We start from the raw sequence: 16,075 nt of genomic DNA on the forward strand, positions 1-16,075 counted from the left end.
GATCAACCTCTTAAAGGGAAAAGAGGCGATTGGCTTGTTTAGAAGTACTTACTATCGCAGAATTCAGCTGTCTTTTCTATTGTTAATCGGGCTGCCTATCGTGACGATGTCGATCGTTTCCTTTATTGTCATTCGGCAAAACATGGTAGAGAAGCTGCAGATGAGCAATGACAATTTGCTTAACGTGATGGCTGCCGAGATTGAAAAAACGATTGACGATATTAGTTTTTCTTCGCATTTTATGGTCAATGACAGCAGCTTCCACAGCTATTTGAAGGATTTTGCGGATACAGCCAGATTGGGCTCCCACGAGGATTACAGCAGCTTTGTCTGGATCGGGGACGGTCTGTCGCTTATTTCATCCAAACCGCTGAACAATTATATTAGCATGTATCTGATTAATCGCGCCGACTTTATGATTGCGTCGAACTCGGCAACGGACTTGACGCTTATCAAAAAAAATCTGCCGGGGCTGATGGAGAAGGTAAACATGAAGCTGCCGGAAACGCTGCAATGGCTTGGCATGGCAGACGGGGCGACGCCGGGCAAAGGCAGTTATTTTATTGCTCGCGTCATCTACGACCGGGAGCAGAACCGAGAGTTGTCGGTGCTGCTGATCTCCCTGGAGCAGCCTTACTTTGAAAAAGTGCTGCAAAATGTCGAGTTTGGCGAAACGGCGTTGTTCGATGCGGCGGGTGTCAGAATCGCCGGCAGCGAGAAGATTGAACCGGACGGATCGCCGAATGCGGAGATCGAATTCCGATCCGAGGTGACGCTGGGGAAAACAAACTGGACGCTTGTGTACGAAGCCGCGGAGCAAGAAATTTTCGGCCGGATGTCGCAAACCTTCTACGTGGGCTTCGGCATAGTCATCATCTCCTTCATCATCTTCTCCGTCTTTTCCATGTTTGTTGCAAGACGACTGCATAACCCGATTCAAAAGCTTCAGCGCGTCGTGCGCCAATTCGGCGGCGGCAATCTGGATGCGCGGCTCGAGGTCAAAGGGCAGGACGATATCGCCGAGCTTGGCCATACGTTGAATACGATGCTGGATCAGATCAAAAGTTTGATTTCCGATATCGAGAACGAGCAGGAGCGGAAGCGGGTCATGGAGCTGGAGGCGCTATTTATGCAGATCCGGCCCCACTTTCTCATCAATACGCTTAATTCGATCAAATGCAGTCTCATCTTGAAGAAAGATCTGCTGCACAGCGGCACGATCGATTCATTGATGAGCCTGCTGCGGGCCTATCTGAAAGTAAACGAGCCGGCAATGCTGCAGGAAGAATGCAAACTGCTGGGACATTATATCGACATTATGAAAATACGCAATGAAATTCCGCTCCACTTGATTGTGGAGCTGGAGGACGGGCTGGAACACTTTATCGTTCCGAAGCTGGCGCTTCAGCCGCTGGTTGAGAACGCGATCGTGCACGGGCTGACGGATGAGCCCGAACCGATTATCCGGGTACAAGGAAGCCGCCAGGCGGGCCGCGTCGTCATCGCGATCGAGGATAACGGCTCCGGCATGGAGGATCAGGAGCTGGAGCGGCTAAATGTCCGGCTCGCCAGCGATGACGAGCAGGAGCATTCCGCATATGAGCGCGTTGGGCTTGTTAATGTGCTTCAGCGTCTCCGCCTGACATTCGGCCCAAGCACTACGATGGAGATGCGCCGGAATAAGCAAGGAGGCGTAACGGTCGTTCTGACGCTGAATCAACCGATGATAGATCGCAGCTTGTCAGGACAGGAGAGGGGCGGACAGAATGCATAAAGTGCTGCTGATCGACGATGATGTGCCCATGCTGAAGCTGCTGCAGCAGATGCTGCCTTGGGAGGATATGCAATTACGCGTCGTCGGAGCGACGTATTCGAGCGCCAAGGCGCTGCATCTGTTCAAGGAGACGATGCCGGATATCGTCATTACCGATATCGGTTTGCCGCAGAAGAACGGCTTGGAGCTTGCTGCCGCGTTTGCGGAGCTTAAGCCGGATGTCCGGCTGATCTTCTTGACCTGTCATGAAGATTTCCATTATGCGCAGCAGGCAGTCAAGCTGAACGCCGACGATTATCTGCTCAAGGATCAACTGACGGCCGAGCAGTTGAAGCAAAGTTTGCGCAAGGCGCTGCGATTGCTCAAAGCCAAGGCGACTCGCTTGGAGCCAGAGGTGACGGGGTACAGCACCGAGCTGTACAAACACGGTCTGTTCCAGCGCGTGCTTCACGGACTCGAGGCGGACGCAACACGCGAGCAAGCGGCTCAATTGGGCGTATCCTGGTCCTACCCGTGGTTTATGTTCAGTATCGTGCACGTGAACTATATCACCTTCGCCGATCATTATGATCATGGCGATTTGTCGCTTGTATTATATGCGGTCTACAACATTGCGCAGGAACTGGCCGAACCTCACGAGGGAGTGACCGTGTTCCTGCTTGGCGATCATCTGGTCATCCTTAATAACTTCCGTGTTAATCTGGCCAGAAATGCCGAGCTTCAATTAAGCAAGTTTGTGCAGGAGCTGCGACTCCAATGCGAGCGTGTGTTGAAGCTCGGGCTCAGCATCATGTCCATGACCGACAAGCTGGAGCTGCGGGGGATCGGATCGGTGTACCAGCAGCTGCTGCATGGCAAATTCGAGTTCTACGAAGGCGACGATCTGGTTGCGCCCGATCTGGGAGGGCTGCTTCAGCATATGTTTCTGCAGGCGCCGCCGCGTTTCCTGGAGCATTTCAAGCCGGGACTGGAGCGGGCGCTGCTCGTTCAGGATGCGAATGTTCTGTCCGACATCGTTCGGCAGATGGGAGAGGCCGCCAGACAGCAACGCACCGAGCCTGATCAATTTATACGGGACGTCGTTTACTTGCTGCGCAGGATGGAGATGATGTTTGCGGAAAGCATGCGGGATGAATCGTTGTACGATTATTTGTCATTGACCCGGACGATTGCGGACGCTTCGGCCCTGACCGTCAGAAAGCTGGTCGAAATTTCGGGAACCCCGAAGCACGGGTCGGAGAAGGCGGTTCAGGAGCCGAAGCTGCAGGTGATCCAGCAGTTTATTGACCGGCATTTGTCGGAAAACATCACGTCGATCGACATCGCGAGGTATCTTTATTTGAATCCCAGCTATTTCTCCCGCTATTTCAAGCGGCTGACGGGCGTTAATTTTACCGACTATGTCCATCAGTACAAAATGAAAATCGCCGCCAAAATGTTGAAGTCATCCGACCAGACGCTGGAATCGTTGGCAATCGGCCTCGGATATTCGGAGCGTACTTACTTCTCGAAAGTTTTCAAAAAGTATATTGGCATTTCTCCGAGCGAATACAAGCTGAAACACGCCGCGCCGGGCAAAAACGCCAAGTAGTATTAAAGGTTAAAGCTGCTCTGCGATCGATCGCAGAGCGGCTTTTTTCACGTTCCATTCGAAAGCCAGAGCTTAAAAGGAAGGGTCAAAATTATGCACGCGACAGGTCATAATCCATCCTTGGGACGTCCCCGTCTATCCTTTATGCTTATAACAAAGAATGATAAAGGTAGAGGTGAGACAACATGGAAGCTGCCAACATGCCTGCTATTGCAGAGAAACCAATCAAGCGCAAATTCTGGAGTCCGCGAAAAAAAGAAGCAATTATCGGCTGGCTGTTTCTGGCGCCGGAAGTAATCGGCATGCTGCTGATGAACGTATTCGCGCTGGGATTTTCGTTATACTTAAGCTTCTCCGAATGGGATCTGCTGTCGGGGATATCCGGCGTCAAGTTTATCGGACTGGATAACTACATCAAGCTGACGGAAGACCCTACCATTGTCAAGGCGCTGCTCAACAATTTATTGTATACGGTGCTGACCGTGCCGCTGCCGATCGCGCTGGCGCTCGTGCTGGCCGTTTTGCTCCACAGAAACACTTTTTTTAAGGATTATTTTAAAGTCGCTTTTTTTATCCCTTATATCTCTTCCATTATTGCGGTAGCTGCCGTATGGAGCGCATTGTTCCATCCTTCGCTTGGCCCTATTAACCAGCTGTTGATGGATCTGGGCATCGGCACTCCGCCCAAATGGCTCGTCGATCCGAAAACCTCGCTGCTGGCGGTCGCCATTATTAGCTCCTGGGCAGCGCTCGGCTATACGATCATTATCTATATGGCCGGTCTGACCAACATTTCGGACGAGCTGTACGAGGCCGCTGAGATCGACGGCGCCACGGCGCTGCAGAAGTTTTTCCGTATTACGATTCCGATGCTTCGCCCGACGACCTTCTTCCTGTTCGTGACCATGCTGATCGGTTCTTTCAAGGTATTCGATATTATCGCCTTCCTGACGCAGGGTGGACCGAACAATTCCTCGACGGTGCTTGTATTCCGAATTTACGAAGAAGGTTTCAAATATTACAACATGGGTTATGCGTCGGCTATTTCCTGGCTGTTGTTTGCGGTGATCGGCATCGTGACCGCCCTGACCTGGAAGCTGCAAAAGGACGATGTTTAACACCAACAAGAACGGAGGCGAGAGTATGGCGCATATACGCAACAATATATCAAAATGGGTTACCACGATTATTATGGGCGCGTTATCGATTGTGTTTCTGGTGCCGCTGATCTGGATGTTGTCATCGGCGTTCAAATTCGAGAAGGATGTCATGCGGTTTCCCATCCAGTGGATACCCGATAAGATCAATGTCATCTATAACTTCAAGGCGGTTTGGATGGGGCGGGTTCCGTTTACCGATTTTTACTTAAACTCCTTCAAGGTTTCGATTATTACGACGTTGATCACGCTTGTTATTTCCTCCATGGCGGCTTACGCGCTGACCAAGCTGCGGTTCCGCGGCAGGAACATGGTGTTTCTCGCATTGCTTTCGTTTATGATTATTCCGGATCAAGCGACGCTCATACCGCGGTTTATGTTGATACGCTGGTTCGGATTATATGATACGCATGCGGCGATTATATTAACGAGCATGTTTTCCATTTATTTCACCTTCCTGCTGCGCCAATTCATGAACGGTATCAACGACGAGTTTATCGAGGCGGCGAGAATGGACGGGGCCGGCTATGTCCGGATCTTCGCTTCGATTATGGTGCCGCTGTGCAAGCCGGTGCTCGCTACGGTGGCCATCATTAAATTTATCTGGACCTGGAACGATTATCAGAATCCGCTCATCTTCCTGCTTAGCCGGGAATTGTACACGATTCCGCTAGGAATGACCTTGTTCAGGGACGATTACACGAACAATTACGCCATTATGATGATGGCCGCGCTCTCGGCGATCGTTCCGCTGGTTATTGTATTCATTGCCTTGCAGCGTCAGGTCATCAACGGCATTGCGCTGGGCGGCGTGAAAGGGTAAGGCGCCTGGCAAAGGTCAAAATCGTATGCCTATTTGAGCAAAATTGTGCACTTCCGCAAGAAGGACGATCCTTATACTGAAGACACAGGCGGGAACGTCTTATTACTTACTAACCGACACAGGGGGAAGTCGAATGATGAAGATGAGAGGCAGATCAAAAGTGAACACGTTGTTAAGCTTGGTGCTGGCGAGCACGCTTGTAGTGAGCGCATGCGGCAATGGAAACAACAACAATACGCCGTCCGCATCGCCAAGCCCGGGCAATGGCGAAAGCAAGCCGCAAGAAGAACAAGTTACGATCAAGTATTATAACTGGGATAACGAGGCGCAAGCGGTCGGCACGCGGGGCATGCTTGACGAATTTACGGCCGAAAATCCCAACATCAAGGTCGAGCATGTCGTGCTGGTTCCGGGCAACTCCGTGGAAATGCTGCAAAAGCTTGACTTCCTGATCTCGTCCGGCGAAGCGATCGACGTTATTCAGCTTCCAAGTCTCGGTTCTGTACTGGAGCGAGCGACTCGCGGGGCGTTCGAGCCGCTGAATACGTATTACACGAACGAAAATCTCACGCCGGAAGACGAATACTTCGTAAATGCAAAAGTAGGCGAGGATTACTACGGCATGCAATTTACGAAAAGCGTCAACTATGTCATGTTGAACAAGGACATGCTCGATGAAGCGGGTCTGGCAGTTCCGAAATACGGTTGGACATGGGACGACTACCGCGAATACGCCAAGCAGCTGACGCAAGGCGAAGGCGTGGACAAACGTTACGGCTCTTATTTCCACACATGGGAGCTGTACATGAATGCCCCGGCGCAAACGATGATGAAAGATCCGTTCTTGTATGATGACGGAACGACGATCCTGGCCGATCCGACGTACAAATATTTCTTCGAGCTGCGCAAAGGCATGGAAGAAACGGACAAAACGTCGAAACCTTATGCGGATATACTCGCTGCCAAACTGAATTACCGTACGGAGTTCTTCAACGAAGAAGCGGCCATGATTCTGACCGGCAACTTCACGATTCCGGATCCGGGCAACACCGAGCAATATCCGCATGACTTCAAGACGGCATTTGCTCCGGTGCCAGTGCCGCCTGCGGGTTCTGAGCCGAAAGATTATGAAGGCAAATATTTCACGAGCGGCAGCCAGATTGCGATGGGCGCCACGTCCAAGCATAAGGAAGCAGCCTTCAAGCTGATGAGATTCATGACGACTGCCGATTCGGACAACCGGATGGAATTCTCGGGTTACAAAAAAGCGAACAACGAGGAATTGCTGACGAAGTTGATTGCCGGCAAAGAAGATATGTATGATGTTGATTCGCTCAAGTATTCGCTGTTCAGCGAAGACATTCAGTTCCTTGACGGAGCGCAAGTGATGACGACCGCAACCTCCGAATTGACGAAAGTGATCAATGACGGCTTCAGCAAATATATGCTGAGCAATGAGCCGATCGACGAAGTACAGGCCTGGATGGTTGAAGAAGCGACCAAAATCATCAACGAAAAAGGCGTCATTAAATAAAAGACTTCGATAGTGGCCGGAAGAGCCGTCTGACGGGATCAAACGATCGCGTAAGGCGGCTTTCCTCCTTTATGAAATAAGAACAGCAGGAAGGTGAGAGATGATGGGAAACGAGACGCAAGGGATTACTCTTCGCCATGAGCTGGCGCTTCCGACGAACGCTCAGCGGGAGTGGCAGGATATGGAGCTGGGTTTATTCTGCCACTTCGGCATCAATACGTTTTGCGATCAGGAATGGGGAGAAGGCAAGGATTCACCCGCTTTGTTCAACCCGGACAAGTTGGACGCCCGCCAATGGGTCAGGACTGCCCGCGAGGCCGGGTTTCGATACTTCATTCTGACAGCGAAGCATCATGACGGTTTTTGTCTATGGCCGACGGCTACAACCGATTATTCGGTTGCCTCCAGCCCGTGGAAGAACGGGCAGGGAGACGTGGTGGCGGAATGCGCCGCCGCTTGCCGGGAGGAGGGCATCGGCTTCGGCATCTATGTCTCGCCGTGGGACAGGCATGAACCGTCTTATGCCGATCCGGCGCTATACGACGAGTTCTATGCCCGGCAATTAGAGGAGCTGTTGACCGGCTACGGTCCGCTCGTCGAGGTGTGGTTCGACGGCGCCGGATCCGAGGGCCGAGAATACGACTGGCCGCGCATCATGGGGCTGGTCAAGAAATATCAACCGCAAGCGATGGTGTTCAACATGGGCGCCCCGACGATTCGTTGGGTTGGCAACGAGGATGGGCTCGCTCCGTATCCATGCTGGAACACGGCCGAATCGGCGCGGGCCAGCATGTTCACCCATTCGACTTCACATTGGCTTCCCGAGACGCCGCGCTGGGTCCCGGCGGAGTGCGATGTCCCGATCCGCAAGGATCGTTGGTTCTGGCATCCCGGCGAGGAGCATCTGCTGCTATCCCTGGACGATCTGATGGACATCTATTACCGCTCGGTGGGGCATGGCGCGACGCTGCTGCTTAATGCGGCCCCCGATGACCGGGGCCTGCTCCCGGAAGTCGATGCGGCGCGCTTGATCGAATTCGGCAACGAAATCCGGCGGCGGTTCGGCAGCAGCGTAGCGGAGACGGCGGGAGCGGAGGAAGCAGCGGCTGAAGCAGCCGAGTCTGCCGGGTTCGCGGACGATGCCGCGTATACGACAGTGCTGCCGCTGCCGATGGGGGCCGTTATCGACCATGCGGTGTTAATGGAGGATATCGCTTACGGCGAGCGGGTTCGCAAGTACGCGCTGGAAGCGTTCGCGGACGGAGTTTGGAAGGTGTTGCACGAAGGTAGCGCGATCGGGCATAAAAAAATAGAAGCATTCCCGCCCGTCGTCGCAGAGAAGCTGCGGCTGCGCATTACGGAAGCGGCTGCGGAGCCGGTCATCAGGCGAATGGCCGCGTACCGCTGTCTGTAACGGTTGAGCAACAAGCTCCAATTCTGTGGAGAGGTTGGCGTGTGATTGGATCAAAGGAGGTTGGCTGCAGCATGAGCGTGCTGGCATGGAGCAATGGACAATATACGTTGGACGGCGAGCCTTACCGAATCTTGTCGGGGGCCATTCATTATTTTCGGGTCGTGCCGGATTATTGGGAAGATCGTCTCAGAAAATTGAAGGCATGCGGTTTCAATACGGTGGAAACATACGTAGCATGGAACGTGCATGAGCCGCAGCAAGGGGAATTTCGATTTCAAGGATTAGCCGATGTTGCGGCTTTCGTTACGCTTGCAGGGCAATTGGGTCTGCATGTGATCGTGCGGCCAAGCCCTTACATTTGCGCGGAATGGGAGTTTGGCGGCTTGCCGGCCTGGCTGCTGAGAGAGGAGGGAACGCAGCTTCGCTGCATGGATCCCGCTTATCTGGCGCATGTCGACCGTTATTACGATGTGCTGATTCCCGAACTGCTTCCGCTGTTGTCCACGAACGGCGGACCGATTCTGGCTGTGCAGGTCGAAAACGAATACGGCAGCTACGGGAACGATACCGCCTACATGCAATACCTTCGCGAAGGGCTGGAGAAGCGGGGCGTCGACGTGCTTCTGTTCACCTCGGACGGTCCGACGGACGAGATGCTGCTGGGAGGGACGATCGAGGATGTGCACGCGACGGTTAATTTCGGTTCCCGCGCGGCGGAATCATTCGCGAAGTATAGAGAGTACCGCAAGGATGAGCCGCTTATGGTGATGGAATACTGGAATGGCTGGTTCGATCATTGGGGAGAGCCTCATCATGTGCGGGATGCCGCCGATGTGGCGCAGGTGATGGACGATATGCTTGAGAGCGGGTCATCCGTCAACGTGTATATGTTCCATGGCGGCACGAACTTCGGCTTCTATAACGGAGCCAATCATATACGCCAGTACGAACCTACCGTCACCAGCTACGATTATGACGCGATGTTGACCGAATGGGGCGACGTGACGGACAAATACCGGGCCGTGCGGGCCGTCATGGAGAAACACGGCATTCCGGAAGGAGGAGCGCTGCCCGCGCCGATTCCGAAACGCGCATACGGGGAGGTTGCGCTTGCGCAGCGGAGCGGATTGTTTACGCAACTGGACGTGTTGTCCGAGCCGGTGCGGATGACGGCGACGGCGACGATGGAGCAGCTTGGCCAAAGCTACGGCTTCATCTTGTATTCGACGGAGCTCAGAGGACCGCGCAACAATCAGAAGCTCCATATCCGCGACGTTCACGATAGGGCGCTTGTGTTCCTGGACGGTCGTCCGCTTGGCGTGATCGAGCGCTGGAACAATGAGCCGCTCGATATTTCGGTGCCGGCCGGAGGAGCAAGACTTGATATATTGGTCGAGAATATGGGCCGCATCAATTACGGTCCGCTCCTTCGCGACCCTAAGGGCATTACGAAGGGGGTGTTGCTCGACAACCAGTTTCAATTCGACTGGACGATTCGGCCTCTGCCGCTTTACTCTGAGGAGCTCGCCGGCATCCAGTACGAAACGGCGGCCGCGCCGGAACCGGGTCCGGCCTTCTACCGCGGGTATTTCGACGCGGAAGAGATCGGCGATACGTTTCTTCGCTTGGACGGCTGGGGCAAGGGCGTTGCCTGGATCAACGGCTTCAATCTGGGTCGTTATTGGGAAGCCGGGCCGCAGCGGACGCTCTACGTCCCGGGACCGCTGCTTCGGCAGGGACGTAACGAAATTGTGTTGTTCGAGCTGCATCAGCCGGCGGAAGGCGCGGTCATTGCGCTGACGGATCGGCCCGATCTGGGTATCGTCGCGGACATGGATCAGTCGGCGCTGCATTTCGTGACCGACGCTGTCGAGGAGTAGAAGATCCAGATCCATCATCAATCCTCATATCCCAAGGCACATAAAAAACCATCTTGTCCCATATACATGAATGAATGTATATGAGAGACGGGGTGGTTTTTTTTGATGCGTCGAATTCGTCGGCATTTTGTGATTTGGTTGACGCTGAAGGGAGCATTGCGGATTGCGGCTGCCGTCGCGGTTCTTATTCTGACAGGATTGCTGCTCCGTGACAATTTGCCTGCTTCCAGCTCCTGGTCGTATTGGACGCTGCCGTTATCCGGCAAAACGATCGCGATAGATGCGGGACACGGCGGAGCGGACGGCGGAGCCATCAGCAAGCAGGGCGCGGTCGAGAAGGATCTGAATCTTGCGATTGCGCTGCATGTAAGAGATTACCTTCAGCAGGCGGGGGCTCTTGTTGTCATGACCAGGGAAGGGGACTACGATCTGGCTTCGGGGGACGCCAACGCATACAGCAAGCGGAAGACGGAGGATTTGAAGCGGCGGGCCGCTATGATCAAGGAAAGCGAGCCAGCGGCGTTTATCAGCATTCATATGAATAGCATCCCTTCGGAGAAGTGGTCCGGCGCCCAGACGTTCTATAATTCGTCGGCTCATCCCGACAACCGCCTTCTGGCGGCTTTTATTCAGGACGAAATCAAGCGCAACCTGGCTAATACGACGCGCATCGCGGCCGTGAAAAAGGATGTCTATCTGCTCAAGTCGCTGCCCGACATTCCGACCGCGCTTGTGGAGGTCGGATTCTTGTCCAATCCGGGCGAGGCAGCGCGTCTCGCGAACGCAGATTATCAGCGCCAAGTGGCCGCGTCGATCTATCAAGGCATTCTTCGTTATGTGTCGGGGGAGAAGCTCGGCGGCAGTACGTCGGATGAATTAAAATTGCAAAATGGCGAGTAAACACATTCATATAGTGTGCTTAGATGGGCAACCGACTTCAGACAAAGTCGCAACCTGTGGTATACTAGGGGGGAGTGTTTATGGAACTCTCCGAAGGCGGAGAGCAGTGATTACGATAAAGGGTGGGACTATCACATATGTTGACACGCGAGCAAGCGATCGAAGCCATCGAACGCGTGATGGCTGAGCAATATTCCGCGGAAGGCATCTCCTTCCGCGACGTTATGGTTCGGAACCGTCAAGTATCGTTGACGGTTCTGGAAGCGAGCGCGGCGCAGCATTCCGCGCTCGAGGCCTCGCTGCGCGAGGCCCTGGCGCCCCTCGGCGCCGAAACCGTGCATTGCCGGTTTCGTAGCGCCGAGGGGGCGCCTTCGGCTGCGCCAGGCGGGGACGCCCCGGCGCAGCCACAGACGCAGGCGCCGGGCGGCGGAGCCGGCGCCAAAAGCGCTTCTGCCCCGGTGCAAGGGCACGGGGCAGGGCTGGATGTCCCGCTGCTGGACGCAAGCAGCGGAACGGAGTTCATCGCCGTCGCGAGCGGCAAGGGCGGCGTCGGCAAAAGCACGGTGACCGTCAATCTGGCGGTCGCCCTGGCACGCAAGGGCAAACGCGTCGGCATCATCGACGCGGACATCTATGGCTTCAGCGTGCCCGATATGATGGGCATCGAGGAGCGGCCGCAGGTCGTAAACGATCGCGTCATCCCGATCGAGCGCTTTGGGGTGAAGGTCATCTCCATGGGTTTCTTTGTCGAGGACAATAGTCCGATCGTGTGGCGCGGACCCATGCTCGGCAAGATGCTCCGCAACTTTTTCCAGGAGATTGAGTGGGGCACGCTGGATTACCTGCTGCTAGACTTGCCACCTGGTACGGGAGACGTGGCGCTTGACGTCCATCAGATCATCCCGCAAAGCAAGGAAATCATCGTCACGACACCGCATGCGACGGCTGCTTTTGTAGCGGCGCGGGCAGGGGCCATGGCCATCAAGACCGAACACGAAATTATCGGCGTCGTAGAAAATATGTCGTATTTCGTCTCCAAATCGGGAGATAAGGAATACGTTTTCGGGCGCGGCGGAGGCGCGCGTCTCGCCGAGACGCTGCATTGCGACCTGTTGGCCCAAATTCCGCTCGGAGCGCCGGACAATCACGTATCGGAGCCTGATTTCTCGCCTTCAGTCTACAAGGCTGATACAGAGACAGGAATCATGTACTTGGAGCTGGCGGATAGTGTTATTTCCCGTGTAGAGTCCCGCTGAACTTGACAAAGCCCGTATCGCTCTCCATGCAAGCAAGAAATCAACTGTCGACTTACAATTCGACTGTTCTTGCAGAGGAGCGATACGGGCTTTATTATTTTTTTATTTCAGGATGAGGGGCTGCCGGTCTAACCTGGACCTAATCCGGACCTAACCTACTGCTGCTCTTCCTCGCCTTTCTGCTGCTCTTCCTGTCCTTGCTCTTCTTCCTCCATGCCTTGCTCTTCCTCTTGTTTTCCTTCTCCACCGGATTTCTTGACCTTCTCGTCGGGCTTTGTCTGGAGTTCTTCCTTGACGGCGGCCTTCATCAGATCCAGCACTTCAAGCCGGAACAGCGGATTTTGCATGGATTCCTGCATCAGCGACATGACTTCCTTACGATACTGCGCGCTCTTGAGCACTTCGAGGATCATCTTCTCCATCTCCGGGTTATTAAACGTCTTGAGCAACTCGGCTTGGTATTGCGGATCCTTGATGAGTTCCTTGTGGATCGTTTTGTTTTCTTTATTAACAGATTTTGCGAATTCACCGGCGAATCGGGTGTCCGTCATCAGCTTTTTGATCACCTTATCGTAATCGGGGGAACTGATGACGTCCTTAACCGCCAGACGAACTTCTTCCTGATCCTGTACCGACAGCAGCTTCGATTCCTGCATGGAGTATCCTGACAGCTGCTGGGTGGATTCCTGAAGAGCCTTCTGGGCGTCCTCTGTCTTCAGAATATCGATCACCATCGACTTCATGTCCTTGTAACTGATCTGCTGCTGTCCGCCCGACGTCTCCGCGCCGCAGCTCGACAGTACGATTGTGAGCGCCAATATCGACAACGATAAAGTCCATCTGATGCGCATATTAGAGTTGCTCCCTTCTATATCAATGCCCGCCCTAGACCATGATGCTTGTTGTCTAACGCCTGAATTGAGATTATTATGTGCATTGTTCACGGTTTTATCATGGACGAGCATTAGCTTTTTGTTGTGATCGTGGTAAAATAAAGCCAAAACGTTCTGGAGGATTCAAACGGTGACTTTGCGCAAATGGTTTTTTTTATTCTGGAGCACGATGGCGATCGGAGCAGTCGTCTGCATCATAAGCGGCGGAATCATGCTTTTAACGGATCAGGAATTCGGATTCCTTGGCATGGAAGCAACGGGCTTCAACATCCTGATGATGGGAATTTCCGGCCTTATGATCGGAGCATTCAGCCAGATGGGCTTCTTCGCTTATTTGACGCTCAATTATATTGCGCTTAGCGTTTTCCGGCGCAAATACCTATGGCATGCGCTTCAAGGCTACACGACGCTGTTTGCGGTATTCGGCCTCGGCTATGTCTTGTTCGAAGAGCGCACGAACAATTGGTTTTTCTGGGTGCTGCCGCTTATTCTTTTCGTGGCCTCATTGCTCGTCTCCTGGAGCAAAATCAAACAAACCAACCAAAGCGCCTTCATCCCGACGATGTTCCTTATGTTCGTCGTAACGTTCGTGGAGGCATGGCCGGCATTGCAGGGGGCGACAAATGTCGCGGCCATCATCTTTATGATGATCCCGCTCTTTGTCTGCAATGCGTACCAGAATATAATGATGCATCGTCTTCTGGGCAGCAAAGAAGCCGATCCCGCGGTCGTTCCCGCGAAACCGGCTCGTTAATCGATAAGGTAATCCTTCACAGAAGTCCGTTTATTCGCTTGCAGCGCTCAGCTGGGAAGCGGAGGCGGGCTTCTTCTGATCGGAGGGAGCGCTTTGCACCGAGTTGCCTTCGGCTTCGGTACCATTAATAAGCTGCGTTACATTGACGAACTCATACCCTTTTTCCCGCAGTTGATCAATAATGACGGGAAGGGCCTCGTGCGTTTGAAGCACGGTATCGCTTGCGTGAAGCAAGATGATGTCGCCGGGATGCGTCCGGCTGACGACTCGGTCAATGATTTTGTCCGTGCCTATATTCATCCAGTCCATGGAGTCCGTGTCCCACTGAATCACTTTGTACTGCAGCTCTTCGGCGATACGAAGGACGCGTTTGTCGAAGTCGCCATTGGGAAGACGGATCAAATTGGGCTGCTTTCCCGTAATATCCGCCAGAATGGTGTGAGCGGTGGAGATTTGCTTGCGAATCTCATCATCGCTATATTTGGTGTAGAAGTCGTGCTTGTGGCCATGGCTGCCGATTTCGTAACCCGCGTCCTGGATTTTTTTCACGAGTTCGGGATGAGACTGGCTCCAGGTGGAGGAGAGGAAGAACGTTGCCTGCGTAATATTTTTTTCCTTGAGCACCTCCAGAATAGGCTCGGCACGCTTGTCTCCCCAGCTGATGTCGAAGGTGAGCGCTACAACTTTCTTGTCCGTAGGCACACTGTAGATGGCAGCGGGCTGCCGCGGAGCGAACACCGTAATGTTGTCGCGTTCCGCGTAAATAATTCCGATAGAAAACACGAGAGCGATCGCGATAAAAAAATACTTTTTGAGCTTTCTGCCGTTCATAACATAGAACATATTCATGGGAATGGGCTCTCCTCTCTTGGATATGCCCCGGCTTTCCCGAGGCAACGGCTTGTTTAGTACAATCTATGCTCGTACACATCGGGGATATGCCAGTTGATTTTTTCTATAATCGAATAGGAGAGTGACGCTCATGTTCAAATGGCGGGCCATATGGCGGGATTTGAAAGAGACCAGGGGGTACATCGCTTTTGCGGCGATCATGTTTATCGCGGGAATCTTTATTGGAGGAAGCAATCCGGCATTTCGTTCGTTTCTGGATGCCCAGCTAACTGGGCTGCAGCAGCTTGTCGAGACGGTCGACCAAGCAGAGAACAGGACGTTTGCCATGATCACGGTTATTTTCTTGAACAATGCGATCAAGTCGATTTTCATTATTTTTTTGGGTGCATTCCTCGGCGTTATTCCGATTCTGTTCTTGATTATCAACGGAATGGTCATCGGATATTTGCTGGACAGGGTCGCCGAGACACCGGATGCCATGCCTGTATTCGAGTTGATCGTCAAAGGATTGCTGCCTCATGGCATTATCGAAATCCCGGCGATCATAATCGCCTGCGCATATGGCATGAGATTCGGGATATTGATCGTCCGCGCTCTGGGAAGCCTGTTGTTCGCAAGAGACAAGCTGAGCGACAGCGGTGATAGATTGGTGTCGTTTATGGTGCGAGTCGTACCCGTGATTATAATGTTGACCGCGGGACTGCTGCTGGCGTCCATTATTGAAAGTACTTTTACAGGTTGGCTGTTGTCGTTGTAATAATATTTCCAATATTTGAGCATAACAGTAAGGCGGTGTCGAAACGCATTTGCGGCTTCGCGGAACGAAACGCGTCCCGCCTCCAAAGGATGGCCTAGCCGTTTCGCCTTGTACTTCTGATATCGGTCCATACGCTCTACATACCCCAAAGGAGGCCGCTTACGGTTATGCTCGGAATACTGTTCAACGACAAGGAATGCAAAGAATTTGATTACGTATTGCGCAAGGAATTGGACGAAATGCTTCTCGATTTGAACGACTCCAGGTTAGACGGCGACATCAAACAAGCGATCGCACGCAGGTATAAGATCATCTTCAGAATGTACGCCAGAATCGCTTCCCCTAAGGAATTATCTCGGTATGCATTAAACGCGAGAGCGTATCGTTGATACGGGAGATTGGTGGCCTCGACAACATTTTTAAAAAAAATCAAAATAGGGGTTGCATTCAATTGGGCCCCTGTGATATATTATTTCTTGTCGCCGCGAGA

At 53.2% G+C, this 16,075-nt stretch carries 14 protein-coding genes; 12 read left to right on the forward strand and 2 right to left on the reverse strand.

What is annotated here, in order from left to right:
* Positions 1 to 34: 34 nt before the first annotated feature.
* From B1748_RS23265 to B1748_RS23305, 9 genes are all read left to right on the forward strand, one after another.
* Positions 35 to 1,774: a cache domain-containing sensor histidine kinase gene (locus B1748_RS23265; protein WP_087570341.1), complete on the forward strand. Its 1,740-nt coding sequence runs from the start codon at positions 35 to 37 to the stop codon at positions 1,772 to 1,774.
* The gene (locus B1748_RS23270) at positions 1,767 to 3,365 is read left to right on the forward strand and encodes a response regulator (RefSeq protein ID WP_087570342.1); all 1,599 of its coding nucleotides are present in this window, start codon (positions 1,767 to 1,769) and stop codon (positions 3,363 to 3,365) included. The genes B1748_RS23265 and B1748_RS23270 overlap by 8 nt, the downstream gene beginning before the upstream one ends.
* A 185-nt stretch (positions 3,366 to 3,550) precedes the next feature.
* The gene (locus tag B1748_RS23275) at positions 3,551 to 4,483 is read left to right on the forward strand and encodes a carbohydrate ABC transporter permease (RefSeq protein WP_256975880.1); all 933 of its coding nucleotides are present in this window, start codon (positions 3,551 to 3,553) and stop codon (positions 4,481 to 4,483) included.
* A 25-nt stretch (positions 4,484 to 4,508) separates the two neighbouring features.
* Entirely contained in the window at positions 4,509 to 5,345 is an 837-nt protein-coding gene (locus tag B1748_RS23280; protein ID WP_087570343.1) for a carbohydrate ABC transporter permease, read from the forward strand.
* A 133-nt stretch (positions 5,346 to 5,478) separates the two neighbouring features.
* Complete coding sequence (locus B1748_RS23285; protein WP_256975881.1) at positions 5,479 to 6,879, forward strand: ABC transporter substrate-binding protein; 1,401 nt, start codon at positions 5,479 to 5,481, stop codon at positions 6,877 to 6,879.
* A gap of 103 nt (positions 6,880 to 6,982) precedes the next feature.
* Entirely contained in the window at positions 6,983 to 8,293 is a 1,311-nt protein-coding gene (locus B1748_RS23290; protein ID WP_087570359.1) for an alpha-L-fucosidase, read from the forward strand.
* A 71-nt stretch (positions 8,294 to 8,364) separates the two neighbouring features.
* Positions 8,365 to 10,173 carry a glycoside hydrolase family 35 protein gene (locus B1748_RS23295; protein WP_087570344.1) on the forward strand — a complete coding sequence of 603 codons (1,809 nt, stop codon included), beginning with the start codon at positions 8,365 to 8,367 and terminating at the stop codon, positions 10,171 to 10,173.
* A gap of 105 nt (positions 10,174 to 10,278) precedes the next feature.
* Complete coding sequence (gene cwlD / locus B1748_RS23300) at positions 10,279 to 11,073, forward strand: N-acetylmuramoyl-L-alanine amidase CwlD (RefSeq protein WP_087570345.1); 795 nt, start codon at positions 10,279 to 10,281, stop codon at positions 11,071 to 11,073.
* Between the two features lie 137 nt (positions 11,074 to 11,210).
* Positions 11,211 to 12,329 (forward strand): P-loop NTPase, encoded by a 1,119-nt coding sequence (locus B1748_RS23305; protein ID WP_087570346.1) that lies wholly within the window; start codon positions 11,211 to 11,213, stop codon positions 12,327 to 12,329.
* Positions 12,330 to 12,484: 155 nt separating this feature from the next.
* Here the strand turns inward: B1748_RS23305 and gerD are convergent, their stop codons facing one another.
* Positions 12,485 to 13,180, reverse strand: a complete 696-nt coding sequence (gene gerD, locus B1748_RS23310) for a spore germination lipoprotein GerD (RefSeq protein ID WP_087570347.1) — start codon at positions 13,178 to 13,180, stop codon at positions 12,485 to 12,487.
* A gap of 172 nt (positions 13,181 to 13,352) precedes the next feature.
* On the opposite strand from gerD, the gene B1748_RS23315 reads away from it, so the two are divergent.
* Complete coding sequence (locus tag B1748_RS23315; RefSeq protein WP_256975883.1) at positions 13,353 to 13,976, forward strand: KinB-signaling pathway activation protein; 624 nt, start codon at positions 13,353 to 13,355, stop codon at positions 13,974 to 13,976.
* A 30-nt stretch (positions 13,977 to 14,006) separates the two neighbouring features.
* Here the strand turns inward: B1748_RS23315 and pdaB are convergent, their stop codons facing one another.
* Positions 14,007 to 14,825: a polysaccharide deacetylase family sporulation protein PdaB gene (pdaB, locus tag B1748_RS23320; RefSeq protein WP_087570348.1), complete on the reverse strand. Its 819-nt coding sequence runs from the start codon at positions 14,823 to 14,825 to the stop codon at positions 14,007 to 14,009.
* A 133-nt stretch (positions 14,826 to 14,958) separates the two neighbouring features.
* Between pdaB and B1748_RS23325 the strand changes: the two genes are divergently transcribed.
* Both B1748_RS23325 and B1748_RS23330 read left to right on the forward strand, forming a co-directional pair.
* Positions 14,959 to 15,585 (forward strand): stage II sporulation protein M, encoded by a 627-nt coding sequence (locus tag B1748_RS23325; RefSeq protein WP_087570349.1) that lies wholly within the window; start codon positions 14,959 to 14,961, stop codon positions 15,583 to 15,585.
* 167 nt (positions 15,586 to 15,752) lie between these two features.
* Positions 15,753 to 15,974: a hypothetical protein gene (locus B1748_RS23330; RefSeq protein ID WP_087570350.1), complete on the forward strand. Its 222-nt coding sequence runs from the start codon at positions 15,753 to 15,755 to the stop codon at positions 15,972 to 15,974.
* Positions 15,975 to 16,075 lie beyond the last annotated feature (101 nt).

Source organism: Paenibacillus sp. MY03, assembly GCF_002165585.1.
GTDB lineage: Bacteria > Bacillota > Bacilli > Paenibacillales > Paenibacillaceae > Pristimantibacillus > Pristimantibacillus agaridevorans.

Bases quoted from the DNA above. Each gene is read 5' to 3' on its own strand.
- B1748_RS23275 (WP_256975880.1), top strand. From the start codon at position 3,551: ATGGAAGCTGCCAACATGCCTGCTATTGCAGAGAAACCAATCAAGCGC.
- B1748_RS23285 (WP_256975881.1), top strand. From the start codon at position 5,479: ATGATGAAGATGAGAGGCAGATCAAAAGTGAACACGTTGTTAAGCTTG.
- B1748_RS23325 (WP_087570349.1), top strand. From the start codon at position 14,959: ATGTTCAAATGGCGGGCCATATGGCGGGATTTGAAAGAGACCAGGGGG.
- B1748_RS23270 (WP_087570342.1), top strand. From the start codon at position 1,767: ATGCATAAAGTGCTGCTGATCGACGATGATGTGCCCATGCTGAAGCTG.
- cwlD (WP_087570345.1), top strand. From the start codon at position 10,279: ATGCGTCGAATTCGTCGGCATTTTGTGATTTGGTTGACGCTGAAGGGA.
- B1748_RS23290 (WP_087570359.1), top strand. From the start codon at position 6,983: ATGGGAAACGAGACGCAAGGGATTACTCTTCGCCATGAGCTGGCGCTT.
- B1748_RS23295 (WP_087570344.1), top strand. From the start codon at position 8,365: ATGAGCGTGCTGGCATGGAGCAATGGACAATATACGTTGGACGGCGAG.
- pdaB (WP_087570348.1), bottom strand. From the start codon at position 14,825: ATGAATATGTTCTATGTTATGAACGGCAGAAAGCTCAAAAAGTATTTT.
- gerD (WP_087570347.1), bottom strand. From the start codon at position 13,180: ATGCGCATCAGATGGACTTTATCGTTGTCGATATTGGCGCTCACAATC.
- B1748_RS23330 (WP_087570350.1), top strand. From the start codon at position 15,753: ATGCTCGGAATACTGTTCAACGACAAGGAATGCAAAGAATTTGATTAC.
- B1748_RS23280 (WP_087570343.1), top strand. From the start codon at position 4,509: ATGGCGCATATACGCAACAATATATCAAAATGGGTTACCACGATTATT.
- B1748_RS23305 (WP_087570346.1), top strand. From the start codon at position 11,211: ATGTTGACACGCGAGCAAGCGATCGAAGCCATCGAACGCGTGATGGCT.